The sequence below is a fragment of the Vibrio sinaloensis genome, from assembly GCF_000808535.1.
Lineage (GTDB): Bacteria > Pseudomonadota > Gammaproteobacteria > Enterobacterales > Vibrionaceae > Vibrio > Vibrio sinaloensis_D.
The window spans coordinates 85,529-104,038 of record NZ_JWLV01000034.1; the positions used below are offsets into that span (position 1 = coordinate 85,529).

Annotated in this window: 15 protein-coding genes; 7 read left to right on the forward strand and 8 right to left on the reverse strand. The window is 46.8% G+C overall.

The features are described from left to right. Positions 1 to 8 precede the first annotated feature (8 nt). Positions 9 to 1,547 (forward strand): histidine ammonia-lyase, encoded by a 1,539-nt coding sequence (gene hutH / locus RJ47_RS15020; protein ID WP_197058143.1) that lies wholly within the window; start codon positions 9 to 11, stop codon positions 1,545 to 1,547. A gap of 58 nt (positions 1,548 to 1,605) precedes the next feature. Here hutH and RJ47_RS15025 read toward each other — a convergent pair whose 3' ends face one another. Next, on the reverse strand, positions 1,606 to 2,067 hold the full coding sequence (locus tag RJ47_RS15025) for a methyltransferase family protein (protein ID WP_039485245.1): 462 nt from the start codon (positions 2,065 to 2,067) through the stop codon (positions 1,606 to 1,608). Positions 2,068 to 2,134: 67 nt separating this feature from the next. After that, positions 2,135 to 5,167 (reverse strand): FAD-binding and (Fe-S)-binding domain-containing protein, encoded by a 3,033-nt coding sequence (locus RJ47_RS15030; RefSeq protein WP_039484848.1) that lies wholly within the window; start codon positions 5,165 to 5,167, stop codon positions 2,135 to 2,137. A gap of 201 nt (positions 5,168 to 5,368) precedes the next feature. Here RJ47_RS15030 and RJ47_RS15035 point away from each other — a divergent pair, with 201 nt between their 5' ends. From RJ47_RS15035 to RJ47_RS15055, 5 genes are all read left to right on the forward strand, one after another. Further along, positions 5,369 to 6,049, forward strand: a complete 681-nt coding sequence (locus tag RJ47_RS15035) for a DUF3334 family protein (protein ID WP_038139067.1) — start codon at positions 5,369 to 5,371, stop codon at positions 6,047 to 6,049. A 179-nt stretch (positions 6,050 to 6,228) separates the two neighbouring features. Continuing rightward, a complete protein-coding gene (locus RJ47_RS15040) occupies positions 6,229 to 6,912 on the forward strand; it encodes a DUF2786 domain-containing protein (protein WP_039476855.1) in 684 nt (227 codons plus the stop codon). Positions 6,913 to 7,044: 132 nt separating this feature from the next. Continuing rightward, the gene (locus RJ47_RS15045) at positions 7,045 to 7,713 is read left to right on the forward strand and encodes an OmpA family protein (RefSeq protein WP_038139069.1); all 669 of its coding nucleotides are present in this window, start codon (positions 7,045 to 7,047) and stop codon (positions 7,711 to 7,713) included. A 114-nt stretch (positions 7,714 to 7,827) separates the two neighbouring features. Next, entirely contained in the window at positions 7,828 to 8,862 is a 1,035-nt protein-coding gene (locus tag RJ47_RS15050) for a J domain-containing protein (RefSeq protein ID WP_039484851.1), read from the forward strand. A 170-nt stretch (positions 8,863 to 9,032) separates the two neighbouring features. After that, the gene (locus tag RJ47_RS15055; RefSeq protein ID WP_005470666.1) at positions 9,033 to 9,215 is read left to right on the forward strand and encodes a hypothetical protein; all 183 of its coding nucleotides are present in this window, start codon (positions 9,033 to 9,035) and stop codon (positions 9,213 to 9,215) included. Positions 9,216 to 9,312: 97 nt separating this feature from the next. Here the strand turns inward: RJ47_RS15055 and maiA are convergent, their stop codons facing one another. Genes maiA through hppD form a run of 4 tightly spaced genes read right to left on the reverse strand, consistent with a single transcriptional unit; the run spans position 9,313 to position 13,181 of the window. Further along, positions 9,313 to 9,960: a maleylacetoacetate isomerase gene (gene maiA, locus RJ47_RS15060; RefSeq protein ID WP_039484854.1), complete on the reverse strand. Its 648-nt coding sequence runs from the start codon at positions 9,958 to 9,960 to the stop codon at positions 9,313 to 9,315. Then, a complete protein-coding gene (locus RJ47_RS15065) occupies positions 9,960 to 10,970 on the reverse strand; it encodes a fumarylacetoacetate hydrolase family protein (protein ID WP_039484858.1) in 1,011 nt (336 codons plus the stop codon). The genes maiA and RJ47_RS15065 overlap by 1 nt, the downstream gene beginning before the upstream one ends. 17 nt (positions 10,971 to 10,987) lie before the next feature. Continuing rightward, a complete protein-coding gene (locus RJ47_RS15070) occupies positions 10,988 to 12,115 on the reverse strand; it encodes a homogentisate 1,2-dioxygenase (RefSeq protein WP_039484861.1) in 1,128 nt (375 codons plus the stop codon). After that, a complete protein-coding gene (gene hppD / locus RJ47_RS15075; protein ID WP_039476864.1) occupies positions 12,108 to 13,181 on the reverse strand; it encodes a 4-hydroxyphenylpyruvate dioxygenase in 1,074 nt (357 codons plus the stop codon). Before hppD ends, RJ47_RS15070 begins: the two co-directional genes overlap by 8 nt. 355 nt (positions 13,182 to 13,536) lie before the next feature. On the opposite strand from hppD, the gene RJ47_RS15080 reads away from it, so the two are divergent. Beyond that, entirely contained in the window at positions 13,537 to 14,643 is a 1,107-nt protein-coding gene (locus tag RJ47_RS15080; RefSeq protein ID WP_039484865.1) for a M20/M25/M40 family metallo-hydrolase, read from the forward strand. A gap of 33 nt (positions 14,644 to 14,676) precedes the next feature. Here the strand turns inward: RJ47_RS15080 and RJ47_RS15085 are convergent, their stop codons facing one another. After that, positions 14,677 to 16,452, reverse strand: coding sequence for a putative bifunctional diguanylate cyclase/phosphodiesterase (locus RJ47_RS15085; protein ID WP_039484867.1), 1,776 nt, complete (start codon positions 16,450 to 16,452; stop codon positions 14,677 to 14,679). Between the two features lie 188 nt (positions 16,453 to 16,640). Next, positions 16,641 to 18,422: a bifunctional diguanylate cyclase/phosphodiesterase gene (locus RJ47_RS15090; protein WP_082016347.1), complete on the reverse strand. Its 1,782-nt coding sequence runs from the start codon at positions 18,420 to 18,422 to the stop codon at positions 16,641 to 16,643. Positions 18,423 to 18,510: the final 88 nt, after the last annotated feature.

Consider the following 18,510-nt stretch of genomic DNA (forward strand, 5'->3'; position numbering starts at 1 on the left):
AAAGGAAGATGAAGATGTTAAATTTACAGCTAAAGCCTGGATTTATTAGCTTAAAAGAACTGCGTCAAGTCAGTCGCTCTCCAGTGATTCTGTCGTTGGACCCAGAAGCGATTCCAGCCATTGATGAAAGTACGAAAGTTGTCGAGCAAGTGATTGCTGAAGATCGCACGGTTTATGGCATCAACACTGGCTTCGGTTTGCTGGCCAACACTCGTATCGCCCCTGAAGATCTTGAAACACTGCAAAAAAGTATCGTGCTATCGCATGCTGCAGGTATCGGCGAGCTTATGGCAGATGAAACCGTCCGCATGATGATGGTCTTGAAGATCAATAGCTTGTCTCGAGGCTATTCCGGTATTCGCCTGAAAGTGATTCAAGCCTTGATTGATTTGGTGAACTCTCAGGTTTATCCATGCGTTCCGCAGAAAGGCTCTGTAGGCGCTTCTGGGGACCTAGCGCCTCTTGCTCACATGAGCACGGTTCTATTGGGTGAAGGTGAAGCGCGCCACAACGGAAAGATCATTTCTGGATTAGAGGCACTGAAAATCGCTGGCCTTGAGCCGATCACTTTAGCACCTAAAGAAGGTTTAGCACTGCTAAATGGTACCCAAGCTTCGACAGCCTTTGCTCTAGAAGGTTTATTTGCAGCAGAAGATCTGTTCGCTTCAGCCACGGTATGTGGTGCGATGTCGGTAGAAGCCGCATTAGGTAGTAGACGCCCGTTCGATCCACGTATTCACCGCGTTCGTGGACACAGAGGACAAATGGACGCCGCTCTAGCCTATCGCCACATGCTAGATGTCAGCAGCGAGATTGGAGAATCACATACGGGTTGTGAAAAAGTGCAGGATCCTTATTCGTTGCGCTGCCAGCCTCAGGTAATGGGTGCTTGTTTGCAGCAAATTCGAAACGCCGCTGACATCTTGGAAATTGAAGCAAACTCAGTGTCTGACAACCCACTTGTGTTCGCAGAAGATGGCGACATCATCTCCGGTGGTAACTTCCACGCGGAACCTGTTGCTATGGCCGCCGATAACCTAGCACTTGCCATCGCAGAAATCGGCAGCCTATCAGAAAGACGTATGGCTCTGTTGATTGACAGCGCTTTAAGTAAGCTTCCGCCATTCTTGGTGGACAACGGTGGAGTAAACTCTGGCTTTATGATTGCTCAGGTAACCTCTGCGGCACTCGCAAGCGAAAACAAGACCCTAGCTCACCCAGCTTCCGTCGATAGCTTGCCAACGTCAGCCAACCAAGAAGATCATGTTTCGATGGCGACATTTGCAGGTCGCAGACTGCGTGATATGGCGGAAAACACTCGAGGCATTTTGGCTGTAGAGTACTTATCTGCAGCACAGGGCATCGACTTTAGAGCGCCACTAAAATCATCGCCAAGAGTTGAAGAAGCGAAACAGATCCTACGTGAGAAAGTCAGTTTCTATGATAAAGATCGCTATTTTGCACTGGATATTGAGCAAGCAAACTCGCTGCTTAAACTGGCCGTTCACAACCACCTTGTACCAGAAGCGATATTACCGAGTTTTTAACAGATAAAATTAAGCCCCTCGTTCGAGGGGCTTATTAGCTCATCATTTGTAGTAACGTTTATATCCAACGTCTAACTCTCTGCTTGTAATCTAAATATTCCGCACCAAACAGTTTCTCCAATGCTCTCTCTTCGGGTTTTATTTGAAATCGATTCATATAGTTAATAAAAGAAAAAGCGAAAATGATAGACAGTATATTTTGGTGCCAATATGAAAACCCGATTAATAATAACAACAAAGCCAGATACATAGGGTTTCGGCTGTAAGCAAATATTCCAGTGTCGACTACTGTTGAAGCACTCTCAACTTTTATCGGATTCACTGTTGTTTTTGAACGCCGAAATTCCACTACGCCTGCAATGCCGATAATTCCTGACGATATGAAGCATAATAAAAACACTACACCAGGTGCTGGTAGCGAAATCGTCAACCCAGTAAAAGCATGAGCCAAACGATTAACGATAACCATAAGAACAATAAAGACGGCGACGGGCGGAACTTTTAACTCGAGCTTATCCATAAACATAAAGTAATCCCTTGCGTTAACAATTAAAAAATAGCCCAACTTAACGCTGGGCTATTTATTATTAGAGAATCGAAAGCAGTGCTTGTACTGGGTGTTTTACCTTCATGCCTTCAAACCGTTTGACTTGGCTTCGGCAAGAATAGCCCGTAATTAGGCAGCGCTCTTTCGGTAACTGCTCTATGTTTGGTTTCCAACTCAAACCATAGATGTCTTTCGACATTTGCAGCTTATCCACTTCATGGCCGAACGTGCCTGCCATTCCACAGCAGCCAACAGGTACCGTATTTAATACTGCACCGAAATGCTTAAAGATGCTGCCCCACTCTTTTTCTGCATTTGGCATTTTAGTTTTTTCAGTACAGTGAGCGAGTAAGTACCAAGGCTCTTGTGCCCCTTCTTTAACCCCTTCGAACTCACTAAGGCGAGGCTCCAGCCACTCATGTGCCGTCAGTACGTTGAAGTCGCCACGCTTGTCTCCAAGCACTTCCGTGTACTCATCGCGGTAGCAAAGCACTAACGCCGGATCGACACCCACTAAGGGGATATCAATATCAGCAACTTGCTGTAAGAACGCTGCAGTATTTGCGGCATTGCTGGCAAAGCGCTTAAGGAACCCTTTCACATGTTGCGCTTTTCCATTTGGTTTAAACGGGAGCAGTACTGGTGTTTTGCCAAGTTTCACAATCAGGTTTGCAAAGTCTTCGACCACTTCTGCATCGTAATAGCTCGTGAACGGGTCTTGAACGATAACGACGTGATTTGCTTTGTCTTCTTTTGACAACGCTGCTAGCGCCTGCAAATCAAATGGCTTCAACCCTGACAAACGCTTCTCTAGTGTCGGAACCGACATTAACGGCGCATCCACATAGCCAACCGTTGATACCGTCAGGTCTTGCACCCACTTCTGTTTCAGAGCGGTATTCACAACCTTTGGTGCTTTCGCCATCAACGGCAGCATGGTTTCAATATTGGCAACAAGGTAATCCTTCGCAGGACGCTGATAACGTGAGTAGTAGATATTGAGGAAGCGTGAGCGGAAACTCGGTACATCGACTTTAATCGGGCACTGGCTGGCACACGCTTTACACGCCAAACAGCCATTCATTGCCTCATGGACTTCATGCGAAAAATCGTACTCATGGCGCTTATTAAAACTGTTGCGAACCCGATCGAGCATGGTTTTTATCGATGCCGTTTGCTCTAGGGTTTGCTTTTCTAAATCGAGAATATCGATGCCTTGCTCGGTTAACTGTCGCAGCCACTCTCGAACCAAACCAGCGCGACCTTTTGGCGAATGACGACGATCTGCGGTAACTTTCATCGATGGACACATTGGCGATGACGTATCGTAGTTAAAACACAATCCGTTGCCATTACACTCCATCGCCTGCTTAAAGCTATCACGCACCTGCACATCGATTTGTCGGTCATAGAAGCCACGCTTGGTATCGGTCACTTTGACCAGTTCAGCATTGCTTTCAAGCGGTGTACAAATCTTACCCGGATTCATCTTGTTGTGAGGGTCAAAGGCACCTTTAACTCGTCTCAGCTCTGTAAATAGCTCTTGCCCAAAGAACTCAGGGCCATATTCAGAACGATAACCCTTGCCGTGCTCGCCCCACATTAAACCACCGTATTTGGCGACCAGCTTCACCACTTCATCAGAAATCTGGTGCATTAGCGCCTCTTGCTTCGGATCGCAAAGATCCAAAGCTGGCCTTACGTGAAGAACGCCAGCATCAACGTGGCCAAACATGCCATAGTTAAGCTGTTTGGCATCTAGCAGCTCGCGGAACTCTGCAATAAAATCCGCCAAGTTCTCAGGAGGCACACAAGTATCTTCAGCAAACGCGACAGGCTTTGCTCGACCTTTAGCTGCACCGAGTAAGCCGACCGCTTTTTTACGCATGTTGTAGATACGACCAATGCTTGCGACATCATCACACACTTGATAGCCGATAATGCCCGCTTCGCCATTCTCTAACATCTGGTCAATGCGCGCAGTTAACGCCGAGACTTGAGACTCGACCTCATCGACGTCTTGGCCAGCAAACTCCACCATGTTGATCCCTTGCATATCTTTGCCCGGGACGTCCGTAAGAAGATCGCTCACGGTGTGCCAAACAATATCTTGCTTGGCCAAATTGAGCACTCGAGAGTCGACAGTCTCAACCGATAGCGCATTGGCTTCGACCATAAAGGGGGCGTTGCGCAATGCTGAATCAAACGAGTCGTACTTTACATTAACCAGAGTTCTAGCTTTAGGAATCGGTGTTAAATTGAGCTTCGCTTCAGTGATAAACGCCAATGACCCTTCAGCGCCACATAGTACGCGAGTCAAGTCGAACTCATTGGTCTCATCATCGAGCGCGTTTTTCAGATCATAACCTGTCAAAAAACGGTTCAGCGGCGGAAACTTTTTGTTGATTTGCTCTCTCTTTTCTCGACAAACCTGCTCGGTCACTTTAAGTGCTTGATAAGCGAACTCACCTTCTTTAGGCAGACCATGAGAAAGATCTGATTCTAAAACCGACCCATCAGCGAATACCGCTTGAAGCGATAGCACGTGATCTGACGTTTTACCGTACTTTAAGGAGCCTTGACCAGACGCATCGGTATTGATCATGCCACCCAAGGTGGCGCGATTACTGGTCGAAAGATCAGGAGAGAAAAAGTACCCGTAAGGTCGAACGGCATCATTTAGCTGATCTTTAACCACACCAGTTTGAACTCTAACCCAACCTTCCTGCTCATTGATTTCAAGTACCTTATTCATATGGCGAGACAGATCGACCACGATACCCGAAGTCAGGGATTGACCATTGGTCCCGGTACCGCCTCCACGAGGTGAAAACGTGATGCGTTCAAAATCGGAATGTGCGCTTAACTTACCAATAAGAGTGACATCTTGAGTGTTTTTTGGATGAACAACAGCTTGTGGGAGTTGTTGATAGACACTGTTGTCTGTGGCGACCGCTAAACGGCTAGAATATTGGCTTTCGATGTCCCCGCTAAAGCCAGATTGGCGCAATTTGTCGAGAAAACTGATGACGACGGGATCCACATCAGATTGAGAGTGTAATCTTGGTAACATTTGCTTCCTGCCCCTACTACGCTGATCCAATCAGCATTGGGTTCTATATATAAAGTTATAATCTTTGAGTTGTGTCACTTTACAACATTTAAAAGGGTGATCAAAACAGAAATGCAGTGTCAAATTGGAACTTATCGCAATTCTTTCCCACACTTAGAAATCATGGACTTGATTTAAAGTGTCTTTATGAGCGAATCATCAATGAAGAAAAATAAAATTATCACAACAGAAGATATTCTTTTAAAACTTTGCCAATCGGTATCCGGGGTACTGACTTCAGCAACTAGCTCGCCTGTCACCTATTCAGCAATGGTGCAAAAAATCACCAAAACCAGCCTAAAGCCAGACTTTGGCTGCTTTGTTCTATTCGATGGTGGTTTTTCAGGGCTCGTCGTCATCAACTTCACGGCCAAGGCGGCGTTGGAAGTGTACACAAATTACATGCGCAATATGGGCATGCCTGAAGACGAACTGGCTGTACTGCACACCTCAGATGAAGTGGCGGACGTACTGGGCGAGCTAATGAACCAGCTGGTCGGTGACTTTACCAACCAAGTGCGCAAAGACTTGCAAACTCACATCACACAAAACCAACCTAAGATGCTAACGTTGAATAAGCAGGTAATCTTGTCGGTAGATACAAACCTTGATCGACCGCAAGCTCGCCGAGTTACTTTCTCAACAGAGAAAGGCAACATTTTCTACCTTGAGCTAGCGATGGATAAGACAGAGTTTATTCAGCTTGAAGAGTTTGAAACCGTGGAAGACGAGTGCCCTGATGAGATTTTGGAGAAAGCACGTCAAAACATGGCAAGCAAGTCTGAACCAAAGCAAGAAAGCGCATCTGCAGCTGACGACCTTTTCGATGAACTAGGTATTTAATTACTCAGTTCTTCAAAAAATTAGAGCGCCACTGGATAATCAGTGGCGTTTTGCCCACCACTGCCTTTTAAACCACGCCCTATTATTCTTCGTGATCAGAGCCCTACCCACATTTCCGTTTTTCCTCAGAACACGGTAAAATAGCCGACTTTGCAAAATTAGGTACCTCTTAGTTGTCGATGAATAAACAGAAAGCCCTGAAGAAAATTGCTAAATGCCTTGAACTTGGTAACTCTGCGAATGTGAATGAAGCAGCAAACGCCATCAAGATGGCTCATAGCTTGATGCTCAAATATGGTCTCGACAAAGACGATATTGAGTTCATCAAAATGGGCAAAACCCAATCGACACATCTCCTTCCTGCTAACATTGGCTCTCAGTTGCTACGTATCATTCGTGGTATTAACACCAAGTTTGGCGTAGAAGCGGTACTTCTAAATCATAAAGGACTCAAGCGCGCTGAATTCATCGGTGAAGCCGACCGCGCTATTTTTGCTGCCTTTGCTTTCGACATTATTTACCGAGAAATGAACGAGCAAACGGGCCGTTTTAGAAACAGTTTTGCCGGCACCGGCACTCCATCTACCGAAGTTACTCGCCGCGTAAACTCATTTTTATCGGGCTGGGTGGAAGGCGCACTAGAAAAATTGCCTATTATTACTCCAGATGAAGAGTCCGCAAAAAAGATCGACGACTACATTGATAAAGAGTTCCAAAACATAGACCGAGAGACCTTTAAGCAACAGCTTCGAGAGGCGATGAAAAATCTCACTGAAGATTACGAGGTCGGCTTGAAAAAAGGGCGAAAAGTCTCAGTCAACCGCCCTATTGACGGCGCTCAAGCCCCTAAAATGCTGCGTTAGGTGCTTGTTCAGGTTCGGTTAAGGTTTGGTAAAATACACTGTTCAGAATTGACATAGAGGCGTCGATGGGGTTTATTCCTCGGCAAATCAAAACTCCAGAGCAATGAATCTGGATACACGGAGATGTTTATTGTGAAGAAAATTACCTTAGCCCTTGCTGTCGCAATCGCACTGTCTGGTTGTCAGGCGACTCAGCGCCAAAACGCGACAACTGGTGAATCAGAGACAAATTCAGCAACTTCCGGCGCAATCATTGGTGCTATCGCAGGTGCAGCAATTGGCGTTGCAACCGGTGATGACGCGAAAGATCGCCGTAAGCGTGCTCTTATCGGCGCAGCGGGTGGTGCCGCGGTCGGTGGTGGCGTAGGCTACTACTTTGACCAACAAGAAGCCGCTTTGCGTCAAGAGCTGCTAAATTCTGGTGTTCAGGTCGAACGTGTTGGCGAAAACCAACTTCTTCTGCGCTTAGAAAATGGCATCGGGTTCAGCTCTAGCTCTTATCAACTCGATAGCAGCATCCACAATACCCTACGCGGTGTCGCTCGAATTCTGGTTGAATACCCAGACACAAGTTTGGTTATTGAAGGCCATACAGACAGCACAGGCAGCGATACGACCAACCAAATCCTATCAGAGCGTCGCGCTGAATCGGTCCGCTCTTACCTAGTGTCACAAGGCGTTGCGGCTGGTCGTGCTATTGCTCGTGGCAATGGTGAACGTTACCCACTTTGCACCAACAGCACAGCAGAAGGCCGTGCGTGTAACCGCCGTGTTGAGATTCAAATTCTTCCGTTGAAGTAACTGAGAATACGTTTTAATAAAAGATAAGTGGCTTCCTTGAAGCCACTTTTTTTATTTGTCTCGCAAATGATTTAAACTATAGGACTAACGCCAAATTCGCTGTAAGGGATTGCCTTGAAACTGATTGCTTTCATTCTGCTCATCTTTTGTCCATTGAGCTATGCCGCTTCGATCGAAGCATTAACCGAGCAAGCTCAAAGCCAGAATGTCGATGCGCAGTTGCAACTCGGTCAGAAGTACCTTAGCGGAGACGGTGTTGAAGCCTCTCGAGACGAAGCCATCTATTGGCTCGAACAAGCTGCTGATTCTGGCAGCCAGCAAGCGGCGATTGATCTCGCTAACGTCTACTTAGCCAATCAAAGTCATCAACCTGATGTTGCAAAAGCCATCTACTGGCTAACTCGACTTGCCCTAAGCGATAACTACCAAGCTCAGTTCAATTTAGGCAAAGTGTACGAAGGGTTGAGTCAACCACCATCCAACCTTGCCTTGGCGGAAGTTTGGTATCAAGTTGCCGCCCCAAACGTGCCAGAGGCAGAAGACGCCTATGCGAAGGTGCTTGAGATGCAGTTTAACGCCCAGCGAGCCAAACAGGTGTCATCTATCGATCAGTTAGAAGTCGCCTTTGACGATAGCGGTATTGAGTTAAGCCCTGTGGCCCAATCAAAATCCGAGAGCGCAGCAAACAACGATTTTATTTACTTATCCATCGCGCTGAGTATTGCACTCGTTGCTTTGCTCTTTTGGCACCTAAAGGCAACTCGCTCTCTAAGCAAAAGCAGCCAACATTCTTTGTCAGAGAATAAGCAGGAGCAGCGCCAGCTACAGAACAAAATCAAACAACACGAAGCGACGATCAAAACACAAAAGCGCCAGTTGGAGACGCTTTACCGCCAGTTTAAAAAACAGCAAGCGACACAGCAAAGACCTCAACCTTCTCAGCCGACTAAAACGGCGAGCGAGAACAAGCTCTCCTTGGCATGTGCACTGTTTGGCTATAAGCCAGATACCATTCCAGATACAAAGCAAATAAAAACACGCTATAAGCAGCTGTGTAAAATTTACCATCCTGATTTGAAAGGCAGTGAAGAAGATATGAAACGTTTGAATGCGGCGTTGAAAATCATACTAAGCTGCGTTAATAAATAGTTACAAATCATAGTGGGCCGAGAGCAAAATATTCGACAGGCTTTAAGTTACGGGCTCGCGCAATCGATCACTCTCCCATTAACCATAACAAATGATTAACCTATTGATAGGTGTCATGTCATAATACGCCGCGAAGATAACACCTAGTATATAAAGGTGGGGAGAACACTATGTTTACTATCGAAGGCATATGCGATTGGTGCAAAAAACCAAGCCTACTAACCTCGCATGATTACATTGACGGTCTGCGCCACCACTCTTGCCAAGAGTGTAATGAACTGGCCACATTGGATGTCCGTCAATTCAACATTGCTGAACTTGCACAGCGTGAAAAACAGCAGGCAATGCGTTAAGCATTAGATTTCTCCAGGGATGAGCAGGCCACCAGATCGGTGGCCTTTTTGTTTTCGAATCTTGCCTAATCACAACCACTCATTCATTCACGCACAATCATTCTGCGTCAGGCTGAATCTCTGGAGCGGCATCAGCAAAAGCGCTCAATGATCTAAGTGACGACGTCACTTTTTCAATGTGTGGATAGCGCGTAATATCGATATTGAATCGCTCAGCGTTGTACACTTGTGGCACAAGACATACATCAACCAAACTAACATCATTTCCGACACAGTATCGACCACTTGTTTGAGCCAACTTCTTTTCCAAACCCGAAAAGCCAACATCAATCCAATGCGCGTACCACGCCTGCTTACTCATGTCATCAATACCCATTGGGCCAGCAAGGTACTGTAATACGCGCAAGTTGTTGAGCGGATGGATATCTATTGCGATATCTTGTGCCATCGCTTTCACCAGATATCGCTTCTCTTTTTCTACTGGGGTCAGCAAAACATCCGGGTATTGCTCATCAAGGTAATCGATGATGGCTAACGACTGATTAAGCCGCACGTCACCATCGACCAATACGGGCACAAGTTCACTGGGATTGAGCATCTGGAAATCGGCGGAGTGCTGCTCTCCGCCATTTCTGACTAAGTGGACGGACGCCTGTTTGTAGGGCAATTGCTTCAAGTTCAGGGCGATCCGAACTCGATAGGCCGCTGACGAGCGCCAATATCCATAAAGCGTGATGTCTGACATTAGTATTTCACCACGTGCTGCTCAATCGAGCCAAAGATAGAGTGACCTTGCTCATCCAGCATCTCGATCTTTATATGGTCGCCAAACTTCATAAAAGAAGTGGTAGGTTTGCCATCACGGATCGTCTCAATCATTCTGACTTCAGCAATGCACGAATACCCGACGCCACCCTCAACTATTGAGGTTCCATGATCAGTGCCCTGCTTGTTAGAAACCGTACCAGACCCGATGATCGCCCCAGCACAAAGCGGACGAGTTTTCGCCGCGTGAGCGATAAGCTCTGGAAACTCAAATGTCATATCGACGCCCGCATTCGGTTTACCAAACAATTCATGATTGTAGTAAGACATAAGCGGCAGGTTTAGTTTGCCACCATCCCAGTCATCACCGAGCTCATCTGGCGTCACCGCTACTGGGGAAAAGACCGACGACGGTTTCGATTGGAAAAAGCCGAACCCTTTACCCAGTTCATTGGGGATCAGGCCGCGTAGCGACACGTCATTAACTAACATTACCAGTTTAATGCTCTTTGCAGCTTGCTCCGGTGTGACGCCCATTGGCACATCGCCTGTTACCACCGCGACTTCACCTTCGAAATCGATGCCCCACTCTTCGCTTCCTAGTGGAATATCATCACGAGGACCAATAAACGCATCAGAGCCTCCTTGGTACATTAACGGGTCAGTCCAAAAGCTTGGGGGCATTTCCGCGCCACGCGCCTTGCGAACCAGCTCTACGTGATTGACGTATGCACTGCCATCCGCCCACTGGTAAGCCCTAGGTAGCGGCGATTCGCATCGACTTTGATCAAACGGCAGCTCCTGCACTAGCTCGCCTTCATTCAGCGCGAGATAGACTTCATGGAGTTGAGGCTCAACGCGATCCCAATCATCTAAGGCTTGCTGCATGGTCTCTGCGATTTCAGGAACCGCAACACACTTGGTTAATGCTCTATTGACGACCACCAGCAAACCATCTCGGCGGCCATTTTTTAAGGTTGCTAACTTCATACTCAATCCCTTAATTCTTATCCTTTCCAGCTGTAGACGTATTCTTTATTCTCAACCGCGGTTGCCTCTTCGCCAAACGAGAGAGCGTGGCGCGTGTCAATCATCACAGCGACTTCATCGGTAAACTTCTTCTTGTACTCTTGGCCAGCCTGAAACGCTTTGGGGTGCGGCCCATGAGTAAATCCAGCTGGGTGGAAAGTGACCATCCCCGCTTCGATATTGTCTCGGCTAAAGAAGTCCCCTGCGTGGTAGAAAAGCACTTCGTCATAATCATCATTGTTGTGGTAAAACGGCACTTTCAATGCCCCTGGGTCACTTTCGATGGGTCTTGGAACAAAGGTACAAATCACAAAACCCGCGCCCACGAAGGTCGTGTGCGCCGACGGCGGCAGATGGTAGCGATGTGACATCAATGGTCTTATGTCACGCCAGTTTACTTTGACAACCGCCAAATCACCGTGCCAACCAATCGCGTCCAATGGGTTAAACGGATAAGTGACCGTGCTAATTTGCTCATGGCGTTTTACCTGCACTTGGGTTGACTGCTCAGAATATTGCGCCTTAAATTTTTCATTAATCGCTGGCACTTCCAGAACGGCTGGATCAAACACAGCGTGGTTGCCGACCATGCCTTTGTCGGGCAAGGTGTACGCGGCGTCGGTGTTTTCAACCATGAGAATAAACATGGGCTCAGACGGTTCGAGGCGCCAATTGGTTGAACGAGGAATCACCACATAGTCACCTTCCCCTACCTCTAAATGCCCATAGTCACTGTAAAAATCGGCCTTCCCTTGGTGGATAAACAGCAGCTCGTCACCGTCTGCATTCCTAACCAGAAATTCCATTTTTTCATCCATGCGCCAAACGCGAATTTTGCAATCTGCATTTTGAAGCAGATGGGGCACCGTCCAAGGAGAGAGTTGGCTCGCTTTCTCGACAAGATTGAAGTTGAATGCTCTCGGGCGTAGCTCTCCCTCCCACTCACTCCATCCTGTAGGTGCGTGTTGATGATGAAAGTGTGCTGCGGGGCCAAAAAAGCCGCTTCTTCCCGCCTCTCTCTCGTAAATTGCCTCTTCCGGGAAGTCTGCGTGCGCTTGCTTGGAGCACACTCCCTCCCGGTGAGGGAATGTGATCCATTTATGCATCGTTTAGTACTCCACGGCGAATTTGGTCTTCTTCGATCGACTCAAATAGAGCTTTGAAATTACCTTCCCCAAATCCTTCATTGCCTTTACGTTGAATGATTTCAAAGAACACAGGACCAATGACCGTCTGAGTAAAGATTTGCAGCAAGATGCCATCTTTCATCGGCGCGCCATCAATCAAGATTTCGAGCTCACGAAGACGGTTTACATCCTCTGAGTGCCCCTCTACGCGGCTATCCACCTTCTCGTAGTAAGTACCCGGTGTTGGCATAAAGTCCATTCCGCGATCTCGTAGAGTTTGCACGGTTTGGTAGATGTCATCTGTCGTCAAGGCAATATGCTGAATCCCTTCGCCGTTGTATTCACGAATGAACTCTTCGATCTGCGACTTATCGTCAGACGACTCATTGATCGGAATGCGAATTTTGCCACACGGTGCGGTCATCGCTCGGCTCACAAGCCCCGTTAGTTTGCCCTCAATATCGAAGTATCGAATCTCACGGAAGTTACCGATTCGCTCATAGAAACCCGACCAGACATCCATGTTGCCCTGTTTGACGTTGTGCGTCAGGTGGTCAATTTCATACATACCAACGTCCATTTTCGCCAAACGTTCCTCTGCATCAGGGTAAAATACAAAGTCCACATCGTAGATGCTCTGCTTGCCGTATCGGTCAACGAAATAGAGCAGGCTTTCACCAATGCCATAAATCGCCGGAATGCTCAACTCCATCGGTCCGATTTCTGTTTTGTACTCTTCCCCACCATTCTCAAGAGCATGAGCGTGTGCAACAGCGGCATCTTTCACTCTAAATGCCATGCCACAAACCGAAGGACCATGAACTTTGGCGAAGGCTTCAGCTTGGCTGTGAGGCTGTGCATTGACGATGAAGTTGATGTCACCCTGGCGATACAGCCACGCATTTTTGGAACGGTGCTTAGCCACTTCTGCAAAGCCCAGCGAGCTAAACAGTGATTTTAGATCTTGAATGCCTTTTTCATCCGCTGCCGTGTACTCCACAAATTCAAATCCGTCAGTGCCTAGTGGATTAAACGCTTGATTCATTGTCGTTCCCTCTTTTTTAGTTTCAGCGTGTCTTAGCTAAGATTTGCCGATCTCACTTATAAAAGGAACCAACGGCGGACATTTTACACTCGCACAAACTTGCAACATAACCTGTAAAACATCGCCTACGATGAATACTAAAATCAATAAAAACAATGAATTAAACAAAATAAATTGGTAACAAATATTTTACATCAAAGAAAAGTTTGCTTTACACGGCGAGAGTGCGTTTTACTCCGTTACCAGTTAGTTGGTCAGAAACAGGTAAAGTTGTTGGTTAGATTGATTTACCTCAGATTTATTCACTGCGAGTAAGGCTAAGGTGGTCGCCTCTGTTCTCTACCTAGGTATAAAAATGACACATATTAATCGCGACCGTCTTGTTGACCATTTTATCCAACTCGTTCAGATCGACAGTGAATCAAGAAACGAGAAAGCCATTGCTCAAGCACTCTCAGAGCAACTAGGTGAATTGGGCTTTACGGTTCACAAGCTACCTGTGCCTGAAGAGGTCTCTAATGGCTTCAACGTTTATGCTCGACTCGAAGGCAAAATTGAAGACAGCATTGTTTTGAGCTGTCACATGGATACCGTGACACCAGGCATTGGTATTGAGCCCATCATCGAAGACGGCATCATCCGTTCTAAAGGCAACACCATTCTCGGTGGTGACGACAAATCAGGCATTGCGGCGATCATGGAGGCCGTTCGCTGCATTCAATCAGAAAACCTCGACCATAAAACCATTGAACTGGCATTCACTGTTCACGAAGAAGGCGGATTGTTTGGTTCAGAGCATTTTGACATGTCTTTCATCACATCGGACAAAGCGATCGTACTCGATACAGGTGGTCCAATTGGTACGATAGTCAACGCGGCGCCTGGACAGCAAAAAATCGTCGCTAACATCAAAGGTCGCCCAGCCCACGCAGGCTTAGCGCCGGAAGAAGGCATCAGTGCGATCCAAGTCGCGGCTGACGCCATTACACAGATGAAATTACTTCGTATTGATGAAGAAACCACCGCAAACATTGGTATTGTCGAAGGCGGCAACGCAACTAACATCGTCATGCCAGAACTTAAGATCGTCGCGGAAGCACGCTCACTAAACGGTGATAAACTCGATGCGCAGGTCAACCACATGATCGAGACTTTCCAATCAGTTGCCAAGCAGCACGGCGCCGAAGTGGACATTGAATCAACACGTGCCTACAACGCCTTTGTTATCGCTGACGATCATCCTCATATTCAGTCGGTAAAAGCGTCATTTGAAGCGATTGGTGCTAGCCCTTACACCAAGGGAACAGGTGGCGGCAGCGACGCGAACAACTTCAATGCCAAAGGGCTCACCACCGTCAATGTGTCTACAGGCATGGCGAAAGTTCATACTACCGATGAGTTCATCGCAATTGATGACATGGTTAAGATTACTGAGTTTGTGAAACACTACTTAACTCATTAACACCAAGCTAAGCCGCAGCGCATGTTGCGGCTTTTATGCGGAGCTCGCTTCAATACGCTCTTGTAGAATCATCGAAGAGAACTCTTGATAAGAGAGCGGTTGTGAAAATAGGTAACCCTGATATTGGTCGCATCCAAGCTCTTCAAGCACCGCCAACTGCTCTTCATGTTCAACACCTTCAGCAATCACCTTAATGCCCAGACTGTGCCCCATTTGAACAATGGTATTCACCAGCACTCGATCCGAATGGCTGACAGAGCATTCATCAACGAAACACTTGTCAATTTTCAGCACATCGATAGGCAGTTGCTTGAGGTATTTGAGGCACGAATACTCAACACCAAAGTCGTCTATCGCAATAGTGACGCCGATTGCACGAAGTTGTCGGCAAATATCGGTGATATGTTCAGGATCACTCATCAGCGTGGATTCCGTGATCTCGACTTGTAGGAGATGAGAAGGAAGTTTGGTTTGCTTAAGCGCTTTACACAGCACATCAAACAGGTCGGCATGAGCAAATTGCACCGTTGATACATTGATGGCAATGCACACATCGAGACCTTGATCATTAAGTTGCCTTGCCTGTGTACAAGCTTGGTTGATAATCCATTGACCAAGCGGAACAATCTGGGTGGTTTTTTCCGCAACTGGAATGAACTCAGCGGGCGAAATAGGACCAAGCTCCGGATGCTGCCAACGAATAAGTGCTTCTGCACCAACAATCCTCGACTCTCTAATCGACACTTTGGGTTGGTACTGTAAGACAAATTGGTTGTTGGCCAACGCATCTTTGATCTCTGTTTCGATTTGATGCTGGCGAATAGTCTCGCTCAACAGTTCGTTGTCAAACCAACAAACAGACCCAGCGCCTTCGGTGCGCGCTTTGTACAACGCAAAATCGGCATTTTTTGCCCAAAGTTCCATGTTTCCCTTCGCATCAGTTGCGTAAGCAACACCGATACAATAGGTAATTCGGTGAGAGGTATTTTCGATGTTGAACATCATTTTATGGTGCTTCAATAACTCATCGACCAGTTCTTGGAGCGTCTCTTCAATGTGCTTGCTTTCAACTAGGATGACAAATTCATCCCCACCAAACCGGAATATTTCGCCTTTAGACTCAACCAAGTCCTTAAGATGATGTGCAAATGCAATTAGCAGCGCATCACCGTGTCGATAACCTAGGCGATCATTGACGTTCTTAAAGCCTTCCATCCCGATATGAATCAAACCAAAGCGTGCCAAGTTTGACTTATCGACTCTTTGTAAAGATTCGTTGTAAGCATTCGCATTCGGCAATTTTGTCAGATAGTCGGTGACGCTATCGCGATGGAATTGCTCTGCTTGCTTACGCGTTTGTACATAAAAGTAGACAAGCAACGTCGAAAACAGCGTAATTGCCGTGAGTTGGATGGAGAAATCCACAAACGCATCAAAATCTGACACGGGAAGTTGGTACAAGTAACTATTGATTAATGCAGCACCGACCGCGATCGGCCACAACGTTCCGGGGAAAAGGACGATGTAACAAAGTGGAAGCAGTATTAAGCAGAGCTGAATATCGTCGAGGTTAAAAGGGTCAATCAGCCCACCAACAACGAACAGGGCCAATGACGAAAACGCAAACAAATGCTTAAGAGACGCCTCTTTCACAAAGAGTGCGATCATCATCATCAGTGGGAATAAATAGTAAACATAATTCCAAGTGTGCGGAATCATGGTCAGGGTATAAGTCATCCATCCAACGGCAGAAAGGTAAGCCAAATAACCCAAAACCTGCAAGCCGTCTGTTAGTTGATTCTGGCGCATAGTGATCCCTACTAATGAGTTATCGCGTGTTGTCTCTCAACACCAGAGGCGTCACGTTCACCGAATCACCCTTTAGCTCAACGATGCAACGCTTACACTCTCTGTGATAACGAGCCGCTCATATGTAAACAGTCTCTATAAACACTAGTTCAAATCACACTATTTCGCGATTTTGACGCCTACTTCACTCAGTTGGAGTCGCTTCGATAGCCATCAATTAACCCCACAAAGTCATAAGCAGGCAACGGCCGAGAGAAAAAGTACCCTTGGTACTCCTGACATCCTTCTTTCTCGAGAAGCGCCAGTTGGTCTTCCGTTTCTACCCCTTCGGCAATCACGCGTTTATTGAGGTTATGACCCATTTGAATAATCGTTCTAACCAACATGTGGTCGGTGTGTAGCCTGACACAATCATCAACAAACGACTTATCGATCTTAAGCACATCAATGGGAAGCTTTTTGAGATAGTTCAGGGAGGAGTACTCAACGCCAAAATCATCAATTGCAATAGAAACACCTAGCTCTTGCAACTTCTCGCATGCGGCAATCACAAACTCAGGCTGCTGCATCAAGGTGGATTCCGTAATTTCGATTTGCAGAAGATTTGCGGGCAACTGATGTTCATCAAGAGCATCACTGATAAATTTAAACACATCATCGTGGGCAAACTGAACGTTGGAAACATTGATTGAGACAACGATAGCGTGGCCTTTGTCAAACCAACTTTTTGCTTCTCGACAGGCTTCTCTCGCCACCCAACGCCCAAGCGGCACAATTTTCCCTGTCCGCTCCGCTACCGGAATAAACTCGGCTGGGGAAACCATTCCTAAATTGGGGTGCATCCAACGGATTAGAGCTTCGGCGCCAACCAATTCATTGGTACCAATAGATACCTTGGGTTGGTAGTGCAAGACAAAGTGCTGCTCATCAAGTGCCCGTTGTAACTCTGCCTCAATTTGGTGCTGCCTTACGGTCTCATCTAACAACACATCATCATACCAACACACCGCGCCTGCGCCCTCTTGCCTCGCTTTAAACAAAGCTAAGTCGGCGTTCTTTCCCCACACCAGTACGTTACCTAACGCATCTTTCGCAAACGCGACGCCAAGGCTAAATGAAAGCCGGTGTGACATATCACTGACCACATACAAGTCGGAGTGATAATTGTGCAAGACTTCAACCAACTGACGAATTTGATCCTTCAGTTGCTCCTTCTCCGCTTCAACTAGAAAGACAAACTCATCCCCACCCAAGCGATAAAATTTGGCAAAGGACGGGACTTTTGCATTCAATTGTTGTGAAAACGTTTGTAGCAGTTCATCGCCATTTCGATACCCCAACCTATCGTTGACGCTCTTAAAGTTATTTAAACCTATTTGAATAACGGCGTAACGCTCCGCATTGTCGGGCGTCACCTCGCCGATATCCTCATAAAACGCGTTTAAGTTGGGTAGCTTTGTTAGCACATCCGTATAAGTGCTTTTGCGATAGCGCAATGCTTGGCGAGAAGCCTTCTCGTAGTAATACGTCATGATGGTGGCGAAGACCGTAATCGCGAGGACTTCGATGGCATCTTCAACAAACTCTTCGAACTCCTCAGCAGGGAGATTGTAGAGATAGCTAGCAACGAGCGCGAGAGCCACCCCAATAGGGAAGAATGAACCAGGAAACAAAACCAGATAACAAAGAGGCAGTAGGATAAAACTCTCTTCAATCGCATCGAGCTCTAGGGGCTCAAACAGACCACCGACAAAAATGACCGCAATGGACAAGCCACTCAACAGGACTTTTAGGCGTGGTTTAGTAACAAAAAATGCCCCTAACATGCCAAGGGGAAACAGCAAGTAGGCTTCTTTCCACACCTCGTGCTCAGTGATAAGGGTGTGGGTAATCAATGCAACAGACGCAAAAAAAAGCGCTGTTACTAAAATCTTCAACGATTTAGGTACTGTATCTTCTAGCACATCCAACCTTAGCTATGACTCGCGTTGCTCCCGATACGGGCGCAATAAAAAAGCTCTATTGAAAGAACGAATTAACATTCTTAACTATAGAGCT